Raw genomic sequence first — 15,129 nt, forward strand, 5'->3', positions numbered from 1 at the left:
TATTTCTTTTGTGCCTAACTTGTTTTTGTTTAGCACATGAAAGGCTTATGGCTTGTAATAGCCTTTGTTTGTTGTTTAGGGGCTGATGAGTCCTATGTTTTTAATAACGCTAAAGGGCGTTTGGTAGAAAAAAGCGTTGTGTTTGTGGAGGGCGTTTCTAAAGAGCTTTATCTTAAAACAGGCGTGCGTTTTGTGATTGATATGACGGATTTTGAAAAAAATCCTATCGCTTTGGCGGATAAAAAGGAACGCCAAAAGTATCAAGAGGGCTTTTTAAAGCAGCTCAACCCCCCTTTTGTGGTATTCTTTTTTTACCATGACGCTCAAAAAATAGAATTAGTGGCTAACCCTAGAGATTTGTTAGACACTGATAAAATCTTTTTTGAAAAAATCGCTCCCTTACTCCCCACAAACGCTAAAGAATACACGCCCCAAAGGATTTCAGCCATGCTTATTAATGGCTATTCGGTCGCAGTAGACGCTTTAGCGGAAAAATATCATGTGAATATCACGCAAAATTTTAACGCTCCTAAGGGAGTAACTTTTGTAAAGGTGGTTATTTATATTTTATTATTGACGCTTTTAGGCGCGTTTTTAGGGCTTTATTTTTTTAAAAAATCTTAAGAGGGAAAATCAATGAAAGAAAAAAACTTTTGGCCTTTAGGGATCATGAGCGTGCTTATTTTTGGGCTTGGGATCGTGGTGTTTTTAGTGGTGTTTGCCCTAAAAAATTCGCCTAAAAACGATTTAGTGTATTTCAAGGGTCATAACGAAGTGGATTTAAACTTTAACGCCATGCTTAAAACCTATGAAAACTTTAAATCCAATTATCGTTTTTTAGTGGGTTTAAAACCCCTTACTAAAAGCCCTAAAACCCCCATTTTGCCCTATTTTTCTAAAGGCACGCATGGGGATAAAAAACTCCAAGAAACCCTTTTAAACAACGCTTTGATTTTGGAAAAATCCAACACGCTTTATGCACAATTGCAACCGCTCAAACCCGCTTTAGATTCGCCAAATATTCAAGTGTATTTAGCGTTTTACCCCAGCCCATCACAGCCCAGATTATTAGGGACGCTTGATTGTAGAAGCGCATGCGAACCTTTAAAATTTGATTTGTTAGAGAGCGATAAAATGGGGCGCTATAAGATCCTTTTTAAATTTGTTTTTAAAAATAAAGAAGAATTGATTTTAGAGCAACTGGCTTTTTTCAAGCAGCACGTTTAAAAAATGCCTTTAGCGTTTTTTATTAACACTCAATCATTAAAAAGCCTGAATTTTCTATCCAAATGGGTATAATAATCGCATGGGTTTTTTAAAAGTTTTGAAACATGACGCTTTAGGGCAAGTAGGGAATATTGTTATAGGGAATTTCTTAATAACGCTCACTGTTTTAGCGGTTTGTTTTTCCTCTCAAAGCGCTGAAGAAACGACCATGCTCACCCTAAGCTACACGCTCTTTTTTGTCTTGGGGGCGTTTTTACTGATTGCAATCAGTGTGGGAGCGATCAAAAGTCTCAACGCGCTTTTTTCTAAAAGAGGGGTTTTAAGCTTTTCCTTACCCATTAGTTTGGAATCTTTATTGCTCCCTAAAATCTTGCTCCCCATGGTGTTTTTTATCTTCAGTTTGTTCTGGTTTGTGGTGAGCGTTCGTTTGGGTTATTACCTTTTTAACGCGCAATCCAGCGTGCTGTTTATCTTGCACACCGCTTTAAAAACCTTTGTGTTAAAACCCACTAAAACCCTAGGTATCGCGCTGTTTTTAGGGCTTGTTTTAATGAAATTTTTATTTGTTTTGAGCGTTTTAAACGCTGCTAGGATCAAAAAAGCGCGTTTTTTACTCGGGGGGTTGTTGTTCATTCTGGTGGGGGTTGTTTTGGAATTAGCGTTTAATTCGCTACTACCCTTAATGAGCTCTAGTTTAAGCATCAATGAGGGGTTTTATTATTTCTTGCAACAACAAGAATTGCAAGAAAACAAATACTACCTTTTATGGGGGGTGGATTTTTTAAAAATCCTTTTATTGTATGGGATGATCCGTTACTTGCTTATGCATAAATTAGAATTGGATTAAGAAAAGCGGTATTGCAAATATTCATCAGTGAGCAAGCAGTCTTTAGTCTTTAACAAACTAGCATAAAACCCATGCTGATAGCCTAATTCAAAAAGCTTGTCTATGGCGAGAATTTGAATCTCACTTAAGCACGTTGAAGTTTCATTCGCATACAAGCTTAAATAAGTTCGTAAGCGCTCTTTATTGACACGAATGAGCGAACGCTCTAACAGCATTTCAGAGAGCAAATTTTGGTGTTTTAGCGCGGCTTCAACCGCTTTAATCAAAGCCTTTTTAATCAAAATCGCGCGATACAAGGGGATAGAGCGCCTAATCGCCATGCCCCCTAAAGGCAAAGGTAAATCCATTTCAATGAGTTCTTTCCAAACATCCCACAATTCTTTTTCCACTTCTAATTCGTTATGAAAATCCAAGATATTTTCATGGATGAGCACACCCGCATGCACTTTTTCTTCCAAAACCGCTTTTTCAATGTCTAAAAAATTCATGTAAGTGATGCGCGCATGTTTGTAATAGATCTTAAACAAGAGGGCGTTGGTGGTATGCTCCCCACTGAGTGCGACTCTAAAATCTTTTTTCAATTTCACGCCCTTTTTTTTCACTAATTTAGGCCCATAGCCATTCCCAAAGCTTGTCGCTGTAGGGAGCAAGGCGTAATCGTTTGCAATTTTAGGGTATAGCCCAAAGCTTATCGCGCTCACATCATAAGTGTTTTTTAGGGCTTCTTGGTTTAGGGTTTCAATATCAAGGGCAATGTTTTTGAATGTTTTGTTTTTAATGGGGCAATCTATCCAGCCAAACTTAATCGCATAATACATGAAAATATCATCAGCATCAGGGCTATGAGCGACACTAATCAAAGTAAAATCCTTTTGTAAATAGGGTAAGTCCTTTTATTATAATAGATTTTAGGCTAGGATTTGATAGAATAAACAAATCAAATTCAATAAGGTAATTTAATGGCAATAGATGAAGACAAACAAAAAGCGATTTCTTTAGCGATCAAACAAATTGATAAGGTTTTTGGTAAGGGGGCGTTGGTGCGCCTTGGGGATAAGCAAGTAGAAAAGATTGACGCTATTTCTACAGGCTCGTTAGGATTGGATCTGGCTTTAGGGATTGGGGGCGTTCCAAAGGGTAGGATCATTGAAATTTATGGGCCAGAGTCAAGTGGGAAGACCACTTTAAGCTTGCATATTATTGCAGAATGCCAAAAAAATGGCGGCGTGTGCGCGTTCATTGACGCTGAGCATGCCCTAGATGTGTATTATGCTAAGAGGCTGGGCGTGGATACGGAAAATTTACTCGTTTCCCAACCAAGCACAGGCGAAGAAGCTTTAGAGATTTTAGAAACGATCACCAGAAGCGGAGGGATTGATTTAGTGGTGGTGGATTCGGTGGCGGCTCTTACGCCTAAAGCGGAGATTGATGGGGATATGGGCGATCAGCATGTGGGCTTGCAAGCAAGGCTTATGAGCCATGCGTTAAGGAAAATCACCGGTGTTTTGCACAAGATGAACACTACTCTCATTTTTATCAATCAAATCAGGATGAAGATTGGCATGATGGGTTATGGGAGTCCAGAGACCACAACCGGAGGTAACGCTTTAAAATTCTATGCGAGCGTTAGGATTGATATTAGAAGAATCGCCGCTTTAAAACAAAACGAACAGCATATCGGTAACAGGGCTAAAGCTAAAGTGGTTAAAAATAAAGTCGCTCCGCCCTTTAGAGAAGCGGAATTTGACATCATGTTTGGGGAAGGGATTTCTAAAGAGGGCGAAATCATTGATTATGGCGTGAAATTAGACATTGTGGATAAGAGCGGGGCATGGCTTAGCTACCAGGATAAAAAGCTAGGGCAAGGTCGAGAAAACGCTAAAGCCCTACTGAAAGAAGATAAAGCCCTAGCGAATGAAATCACTCTTAAGATTAAAGAGAGCATCGGCTCTAATGAAGAGATCATGCCCTTACCCGATGAGCCTTTAGAAGAAATGGAATAAAAAGGATTTTGATGCTAACTATTAAAGATATTCATGCTTTAGAAGTGATGGATAGTAGGGGCAATCCTACCATTCAAGCCAGCGTGATTTTGAGCGATAACACTAAGGCGAGCGCGATTGTGCCTAGCGGGGCGAGCACCGGTAAAAGAGAAGCGTTAGAATTAAGGGATAATGACAAAACCCGTTTTTTGGGTAAAGGGGTCTTAAGGACATGCGAAAATGTCAATAGCGCGATCAAACACCATTTAATAGGGCTTGAAGCGATCAATCAAGCCTTTGTGGATGAGAGATTAAGGGCTTTAGACGGCACGCCTAATTACGCTAATTTAGGGGCGAACGCTGTTTTGGGCGTTTCTATGGCGTTAGCAAGGGCTAGCGCGAAGGCTTTAAATCTGCCATTATACCGCTATTTAGGGGGGGCTAACGCTCTGACTTTGCCGGTGCCGATGCTCAATATCATCAACGGCGGAACGCATGCGAATAATTCCATAGACTTTCAAGAATACATGATCATGCCTTTAGGGTTTGAGAGTTTTAAAGAAGCCTTAAGAGCGAGTGCGGAAGTCTATCACACGCTTAAAAAACTTTTAGATGGAAAGAATCAGCTCACAAGCGTGGGCGATGAGGGGGGTTTTGCGCCTAATTTTAACAACAATGTAGAACCCCTTGAAGCCATTTCTCAAGCCATTGAAAAAGCCGGCTATAAATTAGGCGAAGAAATAGCGCTCGCTTTAGATGTAGCGAGCAGTGAGTTAGTGGATGAACATTTCAATTACCATTTAAAGGGTGAAAATAAGATTCTAGATTCGCATGAATTAGTGGCTTATTATAAAGAGTTGGTGGCAAAATACCCGATCGTGTCCATTGAAGATGGTTTGAGCGAAGACGATTGGGAGGGTTGGGCGTTTTTGAGCAAGGAATTAGGGCGTCAAATCCAGTTAGTGGGCGATGATTTGTTTGTAACGAACGCAAGCATTTTGCAAAAAGGCATTGAAAAAAACATTGCGAACGCCATTTTGATCAAACCCAATCAAATCGGCACCATTAGTGAGACTTTGGAGACCATAAGATTAGCCAAACACCATGCCTATCAATGCGTGATGAGCCATAGAAGCGGGGAGAGTGAGGACAGCTTTATCGCTGATTTTGCGGTCGCATTGAATACGGGAGAGATTAAAACCGGATCCACCGCAAGGAGTGAAAGGATCGCTAAATACAACCGCCTTTTAGAGATTGAGCATGAATTAAAAGGGGGGATTTATATCGGTAAAGAGTTGTTTAAGCATGGCTAGTGGCCTTTTTGAAAACGATGAAATCAAAGACAATAGAGCACGAGATTTTTTCTATAGCCATAGCTCCCTTATTGTCTTTTTCCTTTTGCTGCTTGGGTTTGGGTATTATTTAGGGAAGTTGCTTTTTGGGGGTTCTTCTTTAGAGGTTTATTTGGATTTAAGAGACAAGCATGAACGATTGCAACAAGAAATCACCGAATTGCAAAGCAAGAATGTGCGTTTGCAAAAGCGTTTGTTTGAGTTGAAGGAATTACGGCCTAGAGGTTAGATTTAAGGAAAATGGTAGTGTTAAAAAAGATGATAGGTTTGGTGGTGGTTTTAAGCGTTTTATTGGCTAGAGACAACCCTTTTGAGTCTGAAATCAATTCCAAGAATTTGCAAGGGGGCTTTAATGGGATCTATGATAGTTATTTTAAAGAAATCCATGTGGATTTGCCCACGAGTGCTAGGATTTTAAAACAGATCACGCTCACTTACCAGGATATTGATGGCTCTATCCATTCTAAAGTCGTGGGCATTGATAAAAGCATTGATTGGCACTACCCCTTAAAACTTTCCCAACACACCCTTAATCAAACCCCCTTTGAAAAACGCTATCAGATCCAAGATTTTGATTTTTTAATGGCAAACAACACGATGATTTTGCGTTCCCCTTATAAAATTTTACGCTCCTTTGTGCTAGTCAATCCTTATAGAATCGTATTAGACACGCAAAAAGGCCCTTTGGATATTTATCAAAACATGGATTTAAACCAGAAGTTTTTTTCTCACATTAAAGTCGGCACGCACAAAGATTATTACCGCATCACGCTCATTTTAGATGGGAAATACCGCTATCTTTTGGAAGAAAAAAACGGGGCGTATGAATTAAAATTGAAATAAAAGCATGCAGCATTTAGTTTTAATCGGTTTTATGGGGAGCGGTAAAAGCTCTTTAGCGCAAGAATTGGGGTTGGCTTTGAAATTAGAAGTGCTGGATACGGATATGATCATTAGCGAGAGGGTGGGCTTGAGTGTGAGAGGGATTTTTGAAGAGCTTGGCGAAGACAATTTCAGGATGTTTGAAAAAAATTTGATTGATGAATTAAAAACGCTCAAAACCCCCCATATCATTTCTACCGGTGGGGGCATTGTGATGCATGAAAATCTTAAGGGTTTAGGCACAACTTTTTATCTCAAGATTGATTTTGAGACCTTGATTAAGCGTTTGAACCAAAAAGAAAGGGAAAAACGCCCCCTTTTGAATGATCTCACTCAAGCCAAAGAACTTTTTGAAAAACGCCAAGCCCTCTATGAAAAAAACGCCTCCTTTATCATTGATGCAAGGGGTGGTTTAAATAATTCTTTAAAACAAGTGCTACAATTCATCGCATAAATTTTTTTTAAAGGCCTTTTGATGTTAAGTAGAGACATTGTCCAATATTCCAAGATCCGCACCGAGTTATACGCTTATCTTACCTATTTGTTTTCGCACAATATCCGCAACCATCTCCCTGAAATCACTTTGGATTATTTAAACAAACAGATCAGAAAAATGCACGCTGAAATCAAAATGGCAAAAAGTTTTTTTGTGTTAGACGCTAAGGGCATGCTAATTCTTAAGCCAAGCCAACTTAAAGAGGAAGGGCATAAGGAAGGGATATTAGAGCATGATTTAACAGAAGGGATTGAACTAGAATCGCATGCCAGTTTTAGCGATAAATATTATTTTTATCAAGCCGTGAGTGAAAAGCGTTGCATTTTAACCGACCCCTATCCTTCTAAAAAAGGAAACCATTTGGTAGTGAGCGCATCTTACCCGGTGTATGATCAGAATAACGATCTAGCGTTTGTGGTGTGCTTGCAAATCCCTTTGAGGGTGGCGATTGAAATCAGCTCGCCTTCAAAGTATTTCAGGACCTTTAGCGAAGGGAGCATGGTCATGTATTTTATGATTTCTATTATGCTCACTTTAGTGTCGTTGCTCTTATTTGTGAAATGCATTTCTAGCTTTTGGACAGCGATTGTCAATTTTAGCAGTTTTGACATTAAAGAAGTGTTCCACCCCATTGTGCTTTTAACCCTAGCCTTAGCCACCTTTGATCTAGTCAAGGCGATTTTTGAAGAAGAAGTTTTGGGTAAAAATAGCGGGGATAACCACCATGCAATTCATCGCACGATGATTAGGTTTTTAGGCTCTATCATTATCGCATTAGCCATTGAAGCGTTAATGTTAGTGTTTAAATTCAGCGTGAGCGAACCGGATAAGATCACTTATGCGGTGTATTTGGCTGTTGGTGTGGCAGTGCTTTTGATCAGTTTAGCGATTTATGTTAAATTCGCTTATAGCGTGTTGCCCAAACGAGAACGCTAAGAGTTTAAAAGTTTTTCTTTTAAGCGTTTGAAAATCCTCTTCAATCTAAAAAAAACATATTCTAAAAGGGTTTTTTTATTGAGTAGGGGGGCAAGAAATTCAAAGGTTTTTTGTTTGTCTTTAAGGCTTAAACATTCTGTCATTTGTTTAAGGAATTTCACGGAATATTCAGCGTAAAAAGGGGTTTTTAAAAGAATCTCATGCCATTCTTTAGAATATAAAGCAGTGGGTGAAATCCAAGGTTTTCCTACAAAATAAAAATGCAGCATGACGATTTCTTGTTGGCTAGGAATGAAGCGTTTTTGATTGACCATGAAAGGGTGGGCGTTGTAAATATAAGGTAAGATTAAAACTTTTTGATAGCATGCGAGCGTTAAAAGATCCTGTTCAGGGCAAAACACGCACTGGCCTTTTTGATGGGTTAGATTGAGTAGGCGTTCTTCTAAATGATCAGCACGCCACAGCTTTAAATTCACGATTAAAAACCCAACATTATAGTGGTTTTCACAAATGATTTTCATGTCTTTTTCTTTAAGGTAATGCTCATAGAGAGAAAATTTTTGGCGAGGCTCTCTCTCCCTTTCTGTTTGAAAGCGTTTAAGGTTTTTAGGAGAAGAAAAATCTTTAGCCGCTCCAAAATAATAGCCATCTAGCGGGATAAAAAAACTTTCGCTCACATCGTTTAAAAATAAAGTGTCCGCATCAAACATGATGATTTTGTCGTATTGTGGGAATAAAGAAGCCAAAAACAAGCGGCACATGACCATTTTAGAAAAGCGCGTTTTAGCGTAAATGTTGAGCTGTGAAAAAGCTTCATGGATTTTATCAATGACAGAAGGTTCTGCTAGGGTAGTAGTAGGGTTATTAGGATCTGAAATGTCTAAAAAATCCACGCTCGCAAAAGCGCTAAAGGGGGCTAGAGTTTCTTTTAATTTTTGTTGGTTTTCAAGGCTTAAATTATCCACTAGGCAGTGGATTTTATAAAAAAGTTTTTTATCATGGTGTTCTGTTTTAGCGCAAGCTAGCATGGAATACAAGCTCACGCCAGCCGGCATGGCATAATGATTATCAAAAGCGATGGCAATTGGAATAATAATACTCATTTTAAGTGGTTTCTCTAAAATAGGTTTTTAATCAATTTAATCCAAAAGTTGAATTTATTTTTTGACAATATTATACTATAATAACCAATTAGATTGGGGTTTTACTGATTTTTCTTTGTGTGAGCTTTGGCTTAGTTTTGTAAGGAATGAGATGATAAAGAGTTGGAACAAAAAATGGGTTTTGATTTTATTTTTAATGGCAAGCTGTTTTGGTCATTTGGTGGCTACAACCGGTGAGAAATATTTTAAGATGGCTAATCAAGCCCTTAAGAGAGGGGATTACCATAGAGCGGTGGCTTTTTATAAGAGGAGCTGTAATTTAAGGGTGGGGGTTGGTTGCACGAGTCTAGGCTCTATGTATGAAGATGGCGATGGCGTGGATCAGAATATTCCAAAAGCCGTTTTTTATTACAGAAGAGGGTGCAATTTAAGGAATCATTTGGCTTGCACGAGTTTGGGCTCTATGTATGAAGATGGCGATAGCGTTCAAAAAAACCTTCCAAAGGCTATCTATTATTATAGGAGAGGGTGCCACTTAAAGGGTGGGGTGAGTTGCGGGAGTTTAGGTTTTATGTATTTTAATGGCACGGGCGTTAAGCAAAATTATGCCAAAGCCTTTTCTCTTTCTAAATACGCTTGCAGTTTGAATTATGGCATTAGTTGTAACTTTGTAGGGTATATGTATAGGAACGCCAAAGGCGTACAGAAGGATTTGAAAAAAGCCTTTACGAATTTTAAAAGAGGGTGTCATTTAAAAGACGGAGCGAGCTGTGTGAGTTTAGGCTATATGTATGAAGCCGGTCTTTATGTCAGACAAAATGAAGAGCAGGCCTTGAATCTTTATAAAAAGAGTTGTTCTTTAAAAGAAGGGAGCGGTTGTCATAATGTGGCGGTGATGTATTACATGGGTAAGGGCGCTCCAAAGGATTTTGATAAAGCCACTTCATATTATAAGAAAGGTTGCACTTTAGACTTTAGTGGTAGTTGTAAAGTATTAGAAGTGGTTGGCAAGAATTCTGATAATTTGCAAGATGATGCGCAAAACGACACGCAAGATGATACGCAATAAGCCAGAGTTTAGGGGCTATGATTAAAACTCATCTTGTAGAAATCTTTCCGCTTTCGCGCTATCAAATGGGGATTGAGCACCTCTATTGATGAGTATTGAGATTAAAAATCCACAAATCTAGGGTTTGGATTCGCTCTTATATTGATAATAAAAACACTCAAAGGCGTTTTAAAATAAATGTAAAAGAGCTTACAACACAAGCGATAATTTTTTAAAGCGCTCGGATTTAATGGGGTTAAAGGGGGCGTTATTCTAAAATCCCCCTATCCGCTTTAAAAAATAACTTCACCACAAAATAAAATTTAACTATAAGAAAGCTTAAAAACAAGTTTTTTAAAAAAGAATATTGAATAAAGCTTTCATGTTTGAACAAATTTGAACAAAACAAAAACCTTTATTCAATCAAAATAAAATTAAAAATCCAATCAAAAAGGAGTTTTATAACTCTTTATAGGATTTTACAAGCTTATAACAACAAAACTTTTTGTTGGTTTTGTTAAAAATCCTTTGAGCCTTTTTGCATTTCACTCAATATTGGTATAAAGCGCGACCACATCATCATCGTCTTCAATCCTGTCCAGTAATTTTTCGGTAAGCTCCATTTGTTCGTCATTCAATTCAATGGGCGTTGTGGCGATGCGTTGCAAACTCGCTTTTAAAATGGGCAATCTCAAGCTTTCAAACCCCTCATTTAAAAGCTTAAAGCTGTTATAATCCCCCCTAATAATGATCTTGTCTCCCACTTCTTCTAATTCTTCCAAACCATAATCAATGAGAGCGAACTCTAAATCTTCTAGGCTGAGTTTTAAATTTTCCACTTCATTTTTCAAGCATTCAAACACGCTTTTTCTATTAAACATAAACTCTAAAGAGCCATTAGGCACGATGCTTGCCCCTTGCGTTTTATTGAAATAGCTTTTAAGGTTAGCAATGGTTCTAGTGGGGTTATCAGTCATGCATTCTATAATGATTAGCACGCCAAAATTCGCCTTACCCTCATAAGTGATTTCACTCAAATTCCCCTCTTTACTGCTCGCTCTTTTAATCGCTGCGTCAATATTGTCTTTAGGCATGTTTTGCGCTTTAGCGTTTAAAATCGCCGTTCGTAGTTTGGCGTTCGTGTCCGGCTCGCTCCCGCCCTCTTTTGCCGCTAGAGTGATCGCTTTAGCGAGCTTGGGGAAAACCTTACTCATCTTATCCCATCGTTTTTCTTTAGCCGCTCTTCTGTATTCAAACGCTCGTCCCATTCAATTCCTTTGTAATAAGTTAGCCACTTCTTTAGCATGATAGCTAATAATCATATCCGCTCCCGCTCTTTTAAAACAAGTCATCGTTTCTAATAAAACGCTTTCATAGTTGATCAGGTTGTGCTTTTGAGCGAGTTTGAGCATGGCGTATTCCCCGCTCACGTTATAGAGCGCTAAAGGGAGCAAAGTGTGATCTCTGATTTCTTTAACAATATCCAAATACGCCAAAGCCGGTTTCACCATTAAAATATCCGCGCCCTGTTTTTCATCTTCTAAGCTTTCTAAAAGCGCTTCTTTTTTATTAGCGTAATCCATTTGATAGCTTTTGCGATCGCCAAAACTCGGTGCAGAGTTTGCCACATCTCTAAAAGGCCCATAGTAACTGCTCGCAAATTTAGTGGAATAGCTCATGATGGGCGTGTGAAAATACCCGGCGTTATTTAGCGTTTTTCTCAAGCTCAAAACATTCCCATCCATCATGTTGCTTGGGGCTAGAATATCCACACCGCTTTCAGCCAAAATAAGCCCTTGAAGGTTTAAAATCTCTAGCGTTTTATCGTTAGACACAGAATCGTTTTCTAAAATCCCGCAATGCCCATGGTCGGTGTATTCACAAAAACACAAATCCGCTATAACGATTAAATCCTTGAATCGTTTTTTAACCTCTCTAGCGGCTTTTGCGACAATGTGATCCTTATTTAACGCATGGCTTCCTGTAGTGTCCTTATGTTTAGGAATGCCAAACAATAAAACGGCTTTGATGCCTAAACCCACTAATTCTTCGCATTCTTTTAAAAGAGGCTCTACACTCATTTGATAAACGCCAGGCATGGAGCTGATTTCATTTTTAATATAACTATCGCTTTCTATGACAAATAAGGGAGCGATGAAATCATCAATATTCAGGCGCGTTTCTCTTATCATCGCTCTTAAGTTTTCGCTGCTTCGTAATCTTCTCAATCGTTTGAACATGTTCTCTCTTTATTGTTTTTCTTTAACCCCACAATTGGCTTTTTCTACTCCCTTCATTCCGCTCACCTCTTTCAAATTTTCGGGGGGTAGCTCTTCATCATCTTCTTCTAAATCGTAAAAACTATTAAAAACGCAATCATGGATAGTGAAACAAATTCTTCCATTGCTGTAATGATAGCTCAAATTCAATCCCATAGCCTCTAAAGCGTTTTTAATGATATACATGCCTAACCCAAAACCATGGGCTTGGCTGGGGTTAGAAGATTTGAAGTAGGGTTGCAAATATTTTTCAAAATCTTCTTTTAAAGGTTTGCTTTTATTGGACACCACTAAATCATTCCCTATGAAATCCAAAAACACCTGTTTGTCATCGCTGTATTTGATCGCATTATCTACCATGTTTTTTAACGCTATAGAAAACAATTCAAAATCCGCTTCAATGATGTAATTTGAAGAGGATACATGGATAGGGCTTTTTTTATCCTCATCAATTAAAAGCATTTTTTCAACCTTGTCTATCAAATCGCTCATTAAAAATTTTTCTTTATTGCTCCCGTAATTTTTGGAAGCGAGCTGCTCAATGCGGGCAAATTGCTCAATCAACATGTTCAAGTGATCAAATATAGATGAAAAGCGTTTGTAAGACAATTCTTCTTTGAGCATAGAACTTAGTATCTTGCCCTTAGTGATAGGGGTGCGTAATTCATGCATGATAGAGCGCAAAAATAAAACCCGAGATTCATTCATCGCATTGATTTTTTGGATGCAATTGTCAAATTCGTTAGCCAGATCCCCTATTTCATCTTTTTGCTTGCTTTTACAGCTCACGCTTTTATCCCCTTGAGCGAATCGTTTCACTTGAGATCTTAACTCTCTTAAGGGCAATAAACTCTGCAAAACAAATAAAAAGAGGAATAAAATCAATAATAAACCCACCGTAATAGCTAAGAAATAATTCCTGTAAGAAACCGAATGCAAATCTTTATAAAGCACAAAATGCTCATCCTTTTTTATAAGGATAAAAACCATGTCGCTGAATTTAAACACTTCAGCATACCCAATATTCCTATGGTGCAACTGGTGGCGTCTTTTGGCTAAAACCTTTTCTAAATTTTCTATCGTGGTTTCTCTAAAACCGATTTTATAGAGGTAATCTTCTATGGCTCTATAATCGGAGTAGTTGTTTAAAATTTCATTGATAGTGGTAACAAACTGATAATGGCGCATTTCGTTTTGATAGTTTTCGTGACTGATTTGAGAAGACACGAAATAGTAAGCGAACGCTCCAAAACTAAAGAGCGTTATCATAAACAAAGCGACAACCTTAAAAAAGATAGAGAAACGCAAAACCCCTTAACTCCTTATTAGAATATCAGTATTCTAATTTATAACCAATCCCTCTAACAGAGATGATATATTGCGGTTGTTTAGGATTTTTTTCAATCTTAGATCGCAAACGGCCAATGATCACATCAATGCTTTTATTAGAGCTTTCAGGGTTGATGCTCTCGCTCTCAATCGCAATGCTTTCACGGCTAAACACATAACCTTTTTTGCTAATGAGAAGCGAAAGGATTTCATATTCAGCCCTAGTTAAGTCTAGCTTTTTTTCATGCATATACACTTCTCGGCTATCCTTATCCACCCTAAAGATATTCGCATCGCCTGGCTCACTCACTTCTTCTTTTTTATGAGAACGCCTGAGTAAGGATTGGATGCGAGCTAACAATTCCTTAGGATCATAGGGTTTAGGGAGATAATCATCAGCCCCGTAATCTAGCGCTTTAATCTTATCTTCCACATCGCTTCTTGCTGAAGAAATAATAATAGGGATATGTTTTTGTTTGGAGATGCGCCTACACACTTCAAGCCCGTCTAAATTAGGCAAAGTCAAATCCAACAACAACAAATCATAATTTTGTGTGTTAGCCGCACTAAGACCGGTATATGGCTCATCGTAATTGGTTACATGAATGCCATGTTGGAGCAAAAACTCGCTCAAAAACTCGGCTAATTCTATATCATCTTCTATCATTAAAACTTCTATCATACTTCAATTAACTCCTTCAATGATTTCTGCAACTTTAAAAACATTAACTCTGTTAATGTTTTAAGGGCTTGATTTTAGCATTTTATTACTAAAGATACCTTAAAGATGTCTTAAAAATAAAAATTCAAAACATTATCATAGTTATTAATGGAAATTTAAGACTTTGTTTTCATGGAATATTGAAAATGAAAGTCTTATTTTTTAATGTTTTTAAAAAATTCCTTTGCTCATTTTTCACTCTGTGTTTTCTCGCTCCAAAGATTCTAATCGTTTTTCAAGCGCGCTCAATTGGTATTGCAAGAAACGCGCCACTAAATCCAAACGCTTCAGCGCTTCTTTTTCTTCTAAAGCTTGCATGCCTTTAAATAACACTAAGGTTCTCTCTAATAAGCCTTTTAAAAAAACCCTCTCGTTTGGAATTAACGCTTGCGTGGGGTTTTCTTGTGCGATTTCTTCTGTAATGATTTCTGGTGCCTCTTCTTCTTTTTCTTCTGTATTTTCTTCTGTGATTTTTTCTTGCGTTTCTATTTTAGCAGCGTTTTTTGACTCTAAAGGGGTGTTAGCATTTTTAGGGTTTGGGGTGTTTTGCAAATGAGAGGGCGTTTTGAAAAAAGAGAGCGTTTTTTGCGCTGTATTAAAACCATCATCAATGGTTTTAGCCATTTTTTCAATTTCATTAAGGGTTTCTGAAATAATGTTTTTCAATTCCATTCTACCAGCCATTGTTCTAAATTTTCAACGCTCAAACGATCCCCTTTGATAAAATTCAAATAGTGCCGCTCTAGTATTGCATCGTGTTTGAAAGGAGCGCCATTTTTTTGGATTTTTTCCAAACGCTTCATTTGCTTTAACGCCTCTGCATGGTCAGGGGTTTTTTTTAAAATATTAATATAAATTTGCAACGCTTCTTCAAAAAACCCTTGTTCTTCGTAAATATGAGCGAGCGTGATAGTTTCTAAGGGCATG

18 protein-coding genes and 1 pseudogene are annotated in these 15,129 nt (G+C 38.1%); 11 read left to right on the plus strand and 8 right to left on the minus strand.

Annotated elements, in window-relative coordinates:
• Positions 1-36: 36 nt before the first annotated feature.
• From I6852_RS01580 to I6852_RS01590, 3 genes are all read left to right on the plus strand, one after another.
• Positions 37-624, plus strand: a complete 588-nt coding sequence (locus I6852_RS01580; protein ID WP_197291500.1) for a hypothetical protein — start codon at positions 37-39, stop codon at positions 622-624.
• A gap of 12 nt (positions 625-636) precedes the next feature.
• The gene (locus I6852_RS01585) at positions 637-1,227 is read left to right on the plus strand and encodes a hypothetical protein (RefSeq protein WP_197291499.1); all 591 of its coding nucleotides are present in this window, start codon (positions 637-639) and stop codon (positions 1,225-1,227) included.
• Positions 1,228-1,306: 79 nt separating this feature from the next.
• Positions 1,307-2,074 (plus strand): hypothetical protein, encoded by a 768-nt coding sequence (locus tag I6852_RS01590; protein ID WP_197291498.1) that lies wholly within the window; start codon positions 1,307-1,309, stop codon positions 2,072-2,074.
• Here I6852_RS01590 and I6852_RS01595 read toward each other — a convergent pair.
• The gene (locus I6852_RS01595) at positions 2,071-2,934 is read right to left on the minus strand and encodes a menaquinone biosynthesis family protein (protein ID WP_197291497.1); all 864 of its coding nucleotides are present in this window, start codon (positions 2,932-2,934) and stop codon (positions 2,071-2,073) included. The genes I6852_RS01590 and I6852_RS01595 overlap by 4 nt on opposite strands.
• 99 nt (positions 2,935-3,033) lie before the next feature.
• On the opposite strand from I6852_RS01595, the gene recA reads away from it, so the two are divergent.
• The 6 genes from recA to I6852_RS01625 are packed head-to-tail and all read left to right on the plus strand — an operon-like array spanning position 3,034 to position 7,722.
• A complete protein-coding gene (gene recA, locus I6852_RS01600; protein ID WP_000952109.1) occupies positions 3,034-4,077 on the plus strand; it encodes a recombinase RecA in 1,044 nt (347 codons plus the stop codon).
• Between the two features lie 11 nt (positions 4,078-4,088).
• Positions 4,089-5,369: a phosphopyruvate hydratase gene (gene eno, locus I6852_RS01605; protein WP_197291496.1), complete on the plus strand. Its 1,281-nt coding sequence runs from the start codon at positions 4,089-4,091 to the stop codon at positions 5,367-5,369.
• Positions 5,362-5,637, plus strand: coding sequence for a hypothetical protein (locus I6852_RS01610; protein WP_187842192.1), 276 nt, complete (start codon positions 5,362-5,364; stop codon positions 5,635-5,637). Before eno ends, I6852_RS01610 begins: the two co-directional genes overlap by 8 nt.
• Positions 5,638-5,654: 17 nt before the next feature.
• A complete protein-coding gene (locus I6852_RS01615; protein WP_181371395.1) occupies positions 5,655-6,251 on the plus strand; it encodes an AMIN domain-containing protein in 597 nt (198 codons plus the stop codon).
• A gap of 4 nt (positions 6,252-6,255) precedes the next feature.
• A complete protein-coding gene (locus tag I6852_RS01620) occupies positions 6,256-6,744 on the plus strand; it encodes a shikimate kinase (protein WP_001164298.1) in 489 nt (162 codons plus the stop codon).
• A gap of 21 nt (positions 6,745-6,765) precedes the next feature.
• Positions 6,766-7,722: a PDC sensor domain-containing protein gene (locus I6852_RS01625; protein ID WP_000952271.1), complete on the plus strand. Its 957-nt coding sequence runs from the start codon at positions 6,766-6,768 to the stop codon at positions 7,720-7,722.
• Here the strand turns inward: I6852_RS01625 and rfaJ are convergent.
• Complete coding sequence (gene rfaJ, locus I6852_RS01630; RefSeq protein ID WP_197291495.1) at positions 7,719-8,825, minus strand: HP0159 family lipopolysaccharide 1,6-glucosyltransferase; 1,107 nt, start codon at positions 8,823-8,825, stop codon at positions 7,719-7,721. The two genes, I6852_RS01625 and rfaJ, sit on opposite strands and share 4 nt — an antisense overlap.
• Positions 8,826-8,976: 151 nt before the next feature.
• Between rfaJ and I6852_RS01635 the strand changes: the two genes are divergently transcribed.
• Together I6852_RS01635 and I6852_RS08160 are read left to right on the plus strand one after the other, a co-directional pair.
• Positions 8,977-9,894 carry a tetratricopeptide repeat protein gene (locus I6852_RS01635; protein WP_197291494.1) on the plus strand — a complete coding sequence of 306 codons (918 nt, stop codon included), beginning with the start codon at positions 8,977-8,979 and terminating at the stop codon, positions 9,892-9,894.
• 95 nt (positions 9,895-9,989) lie between these two features.
• Positions 9,990-10,170, plus strand: a pseudogene (locus I6852_RS08160) (hypothetical protein).
• A gap of 248 nt (positions 10,171-10,418) precedes the next feature.
• Here I6852_RS08160 and I6852_RS01640 read toward each other — a convergent pair.
• The 6 genes from I6852_RS01640 to I6852_RS01665 all read right to left on the minus strand — a co-directional run bounded on the left by I6852_RS01640 (position 10,419) and on the right by I6852_RS01665 (position 15,128).
• Positions 10,419-11,141: a YebC/PmpR family DNA-binding transcriptional regulator gene (locus tag I6852_RS01640; RefSeq protein ID WP_000532128.1), complete on the minus strand. Its 723-nt coding sequence runs from the start codon at positions 11,139-11,141 to the stop codon at positions 10,419-10,421.
• Complete coding sequence (hemB, locus tag I6852_RS01645) at positions 11,142-12,113, minus strand: porphobilinogen synthase (protein ID WP_197291493.1); 972 nt, start codon at positions 12,111-12,113, stop codon at positions 11,142-11,144.
• Between the two features lie 9 nt (positions 12,114-12,122).
• The gene (arsS, locus tag I6852_RS01650; protein WP_231626090.1) at positions 12,123-13,460 is read right to left on the minus strand and encodes an acid-sensing histidine kinase ArsS; all 1,338 of its coding nucleotides are present in this window, start codon (positions 13,458-13,460) and stop codon (positions 12,123-12,125) included.
• Between the two features lie 25 nt (positions 13,461-13,485).
• Positions 13,486-14,163, minus strand: coding sequence for an acid response regulator transcription factor ArsR (gene arsR, locus I6852_RS01655; RefSeq protein WP_000573732.1), 678 nt, complete (start codon positions 14,161-14,163; stop codon positions 13,486-13,488).
• Between the two features lie 234 nt (positions 14,164-14,397).
• Positions 14,398-14,874: a CiaD-like domain-containing protein gene (locus I6852_RS01660; protein ID WP_197291519.1), complete on the minus strand. Its 477-nt coding sequence runs from the start codon at positions 14,872-14,874 to the stop codon at positions 14,398-14,400.
• Positions 14,865-15,128, minus strand: coding sequence for a tetratricopeptide repeat protein (locus I6852_RS01665; RefSeq protein WP_024117500.1), 264 nt, complete (start codon positions 15,126-15,128; stop codon positions 14,865-14,867). The genes I6852_RS01660 and I6852_RS01665 overlap by 10 nt, the downstream gene beginning before the upstream one ends.
• Between the last annotated feature and the right edge of the window lies 1 nt (position 15,129).

Source organism: Helicobacter pylori (assembly GCF_015904775.1).
In the GTDB taxonomy this organism is placed as follows: Bacteria; Campylobacterota; Campylobacteria; order Campylobacterales; family Helicobacteraceae; genus Helicobacter; species Helicobacter pylori_DM.

What these genes read in the sequence shown, in the direction of transcription:
- I6852_RS01580 (WP_197291500.1), top strand. Translation starts at nt 37, where the DNA reads ATGAAAGGCTTATGGCTTGTAATAGCCTTTGTTTGTTGTTTAGGGGCT.
- recA (WP_000952109.1), top strand. Translation starts at nt 3,034, where the DNA reads ATGGCAATAGATGAAGACAAACAAAAAGCGATTTCTTTAGCGATCAAA.
- I6852_RS01640 (WP_000532128.1), bottom strand. Translation starts at nt 11,141, where the DNA reads ATGGGACGAGCGTTTGAATACAGAAGAGCGGCTAAAGAAAAACGATGG.
- I6852_RS01590 (WP_197291498.1), top strand. Translation starts at nt 1,307, where the DNA reads ATGGGTTTTTTAAAAGTTTTGAAACATGACGCTTTAGGGCAAGTAGGG.
- I6852_RS01625 (WP_000952271.1), top strand. Translation starts at nt 6,766, where the DNA reads ATGTTAAGTAGAGACATTGTCCAATATTCCAAGATCCGCACCGAGTTA.
- I6852_RS01635 (WP_197291494.1), top strand. Translation starts at nt 8,977, where the DNA reads ATGATAAAGAGTTGGAACAAAAAATGGGTTTTGATTTTATTTTTAATG.
- I6852_RS01660 (WP_197291519.1), bottom strand. Translation starts at nt 14,874, where the DNA reads ATGGAATTGAAAAACATTATTTCAGAAACCCTTAATGAAATTGAAAAA.
- I6852_RS01610 (WP_187842192.1), top strand. Translation starts at nt 5,362, where the DNA reads ATGGCTAGTGGCCTTTTTGAAAACGATGAAATCAAAGACAATAGAGCA.
- I6852_RS01665 (WP_024117500.1), bottom strand. Translation starts at nt 15,128, where the DNA reads ATGCCCTTAGAAACTATCACGCTCGCTCATATTTACGAAGAACAAGGG.
- arsR (WP_000573732.1), bottom strand. Translation starts at nt 14,163, where the DNA reads ATGATAGAAGTTTTAATGATAGAAGATGATATAGAATTAGCCGAGTTT.
- hemB (WP_197291493.1), bottom strand. Translation starts at nt 12,113, where the DNA reads ATGTTCAAACGATTGAGAAGATTACGAAGCAGCGAAAACTTAAGAGCG.
- I6852_RS01585 (WP_197291499.1), top strand. Translation starts at nt 637, where the DNA reads ATGAAAGAAAAAAACTTTTGGCCTTTAGGGATCATGAGCGTGCTTATT.
- I6852_RS01620 (WP_001164298.1), top strand. Translation starts at nt 6,256, where the DNA reads ATGCAGCATTTAGTTTTAATCGGTTTTATGGGGAGCGGTAAAAGCTCT.
- rfaJ (WP_197291495.1), bottom strand. Translation starts at nt 8,825, where the DNA reads ATGAGTATTATTATTCCAATTGCCATCGCTTTTGATAATCATTATGCC.
- eno (WP_197291496.1), top strand. Translation starts at nt 4,089, where the DNA reads ATGCTAACTATTAAAGATATTCATGCTTTAGAAGTGATGGATAGTAGG.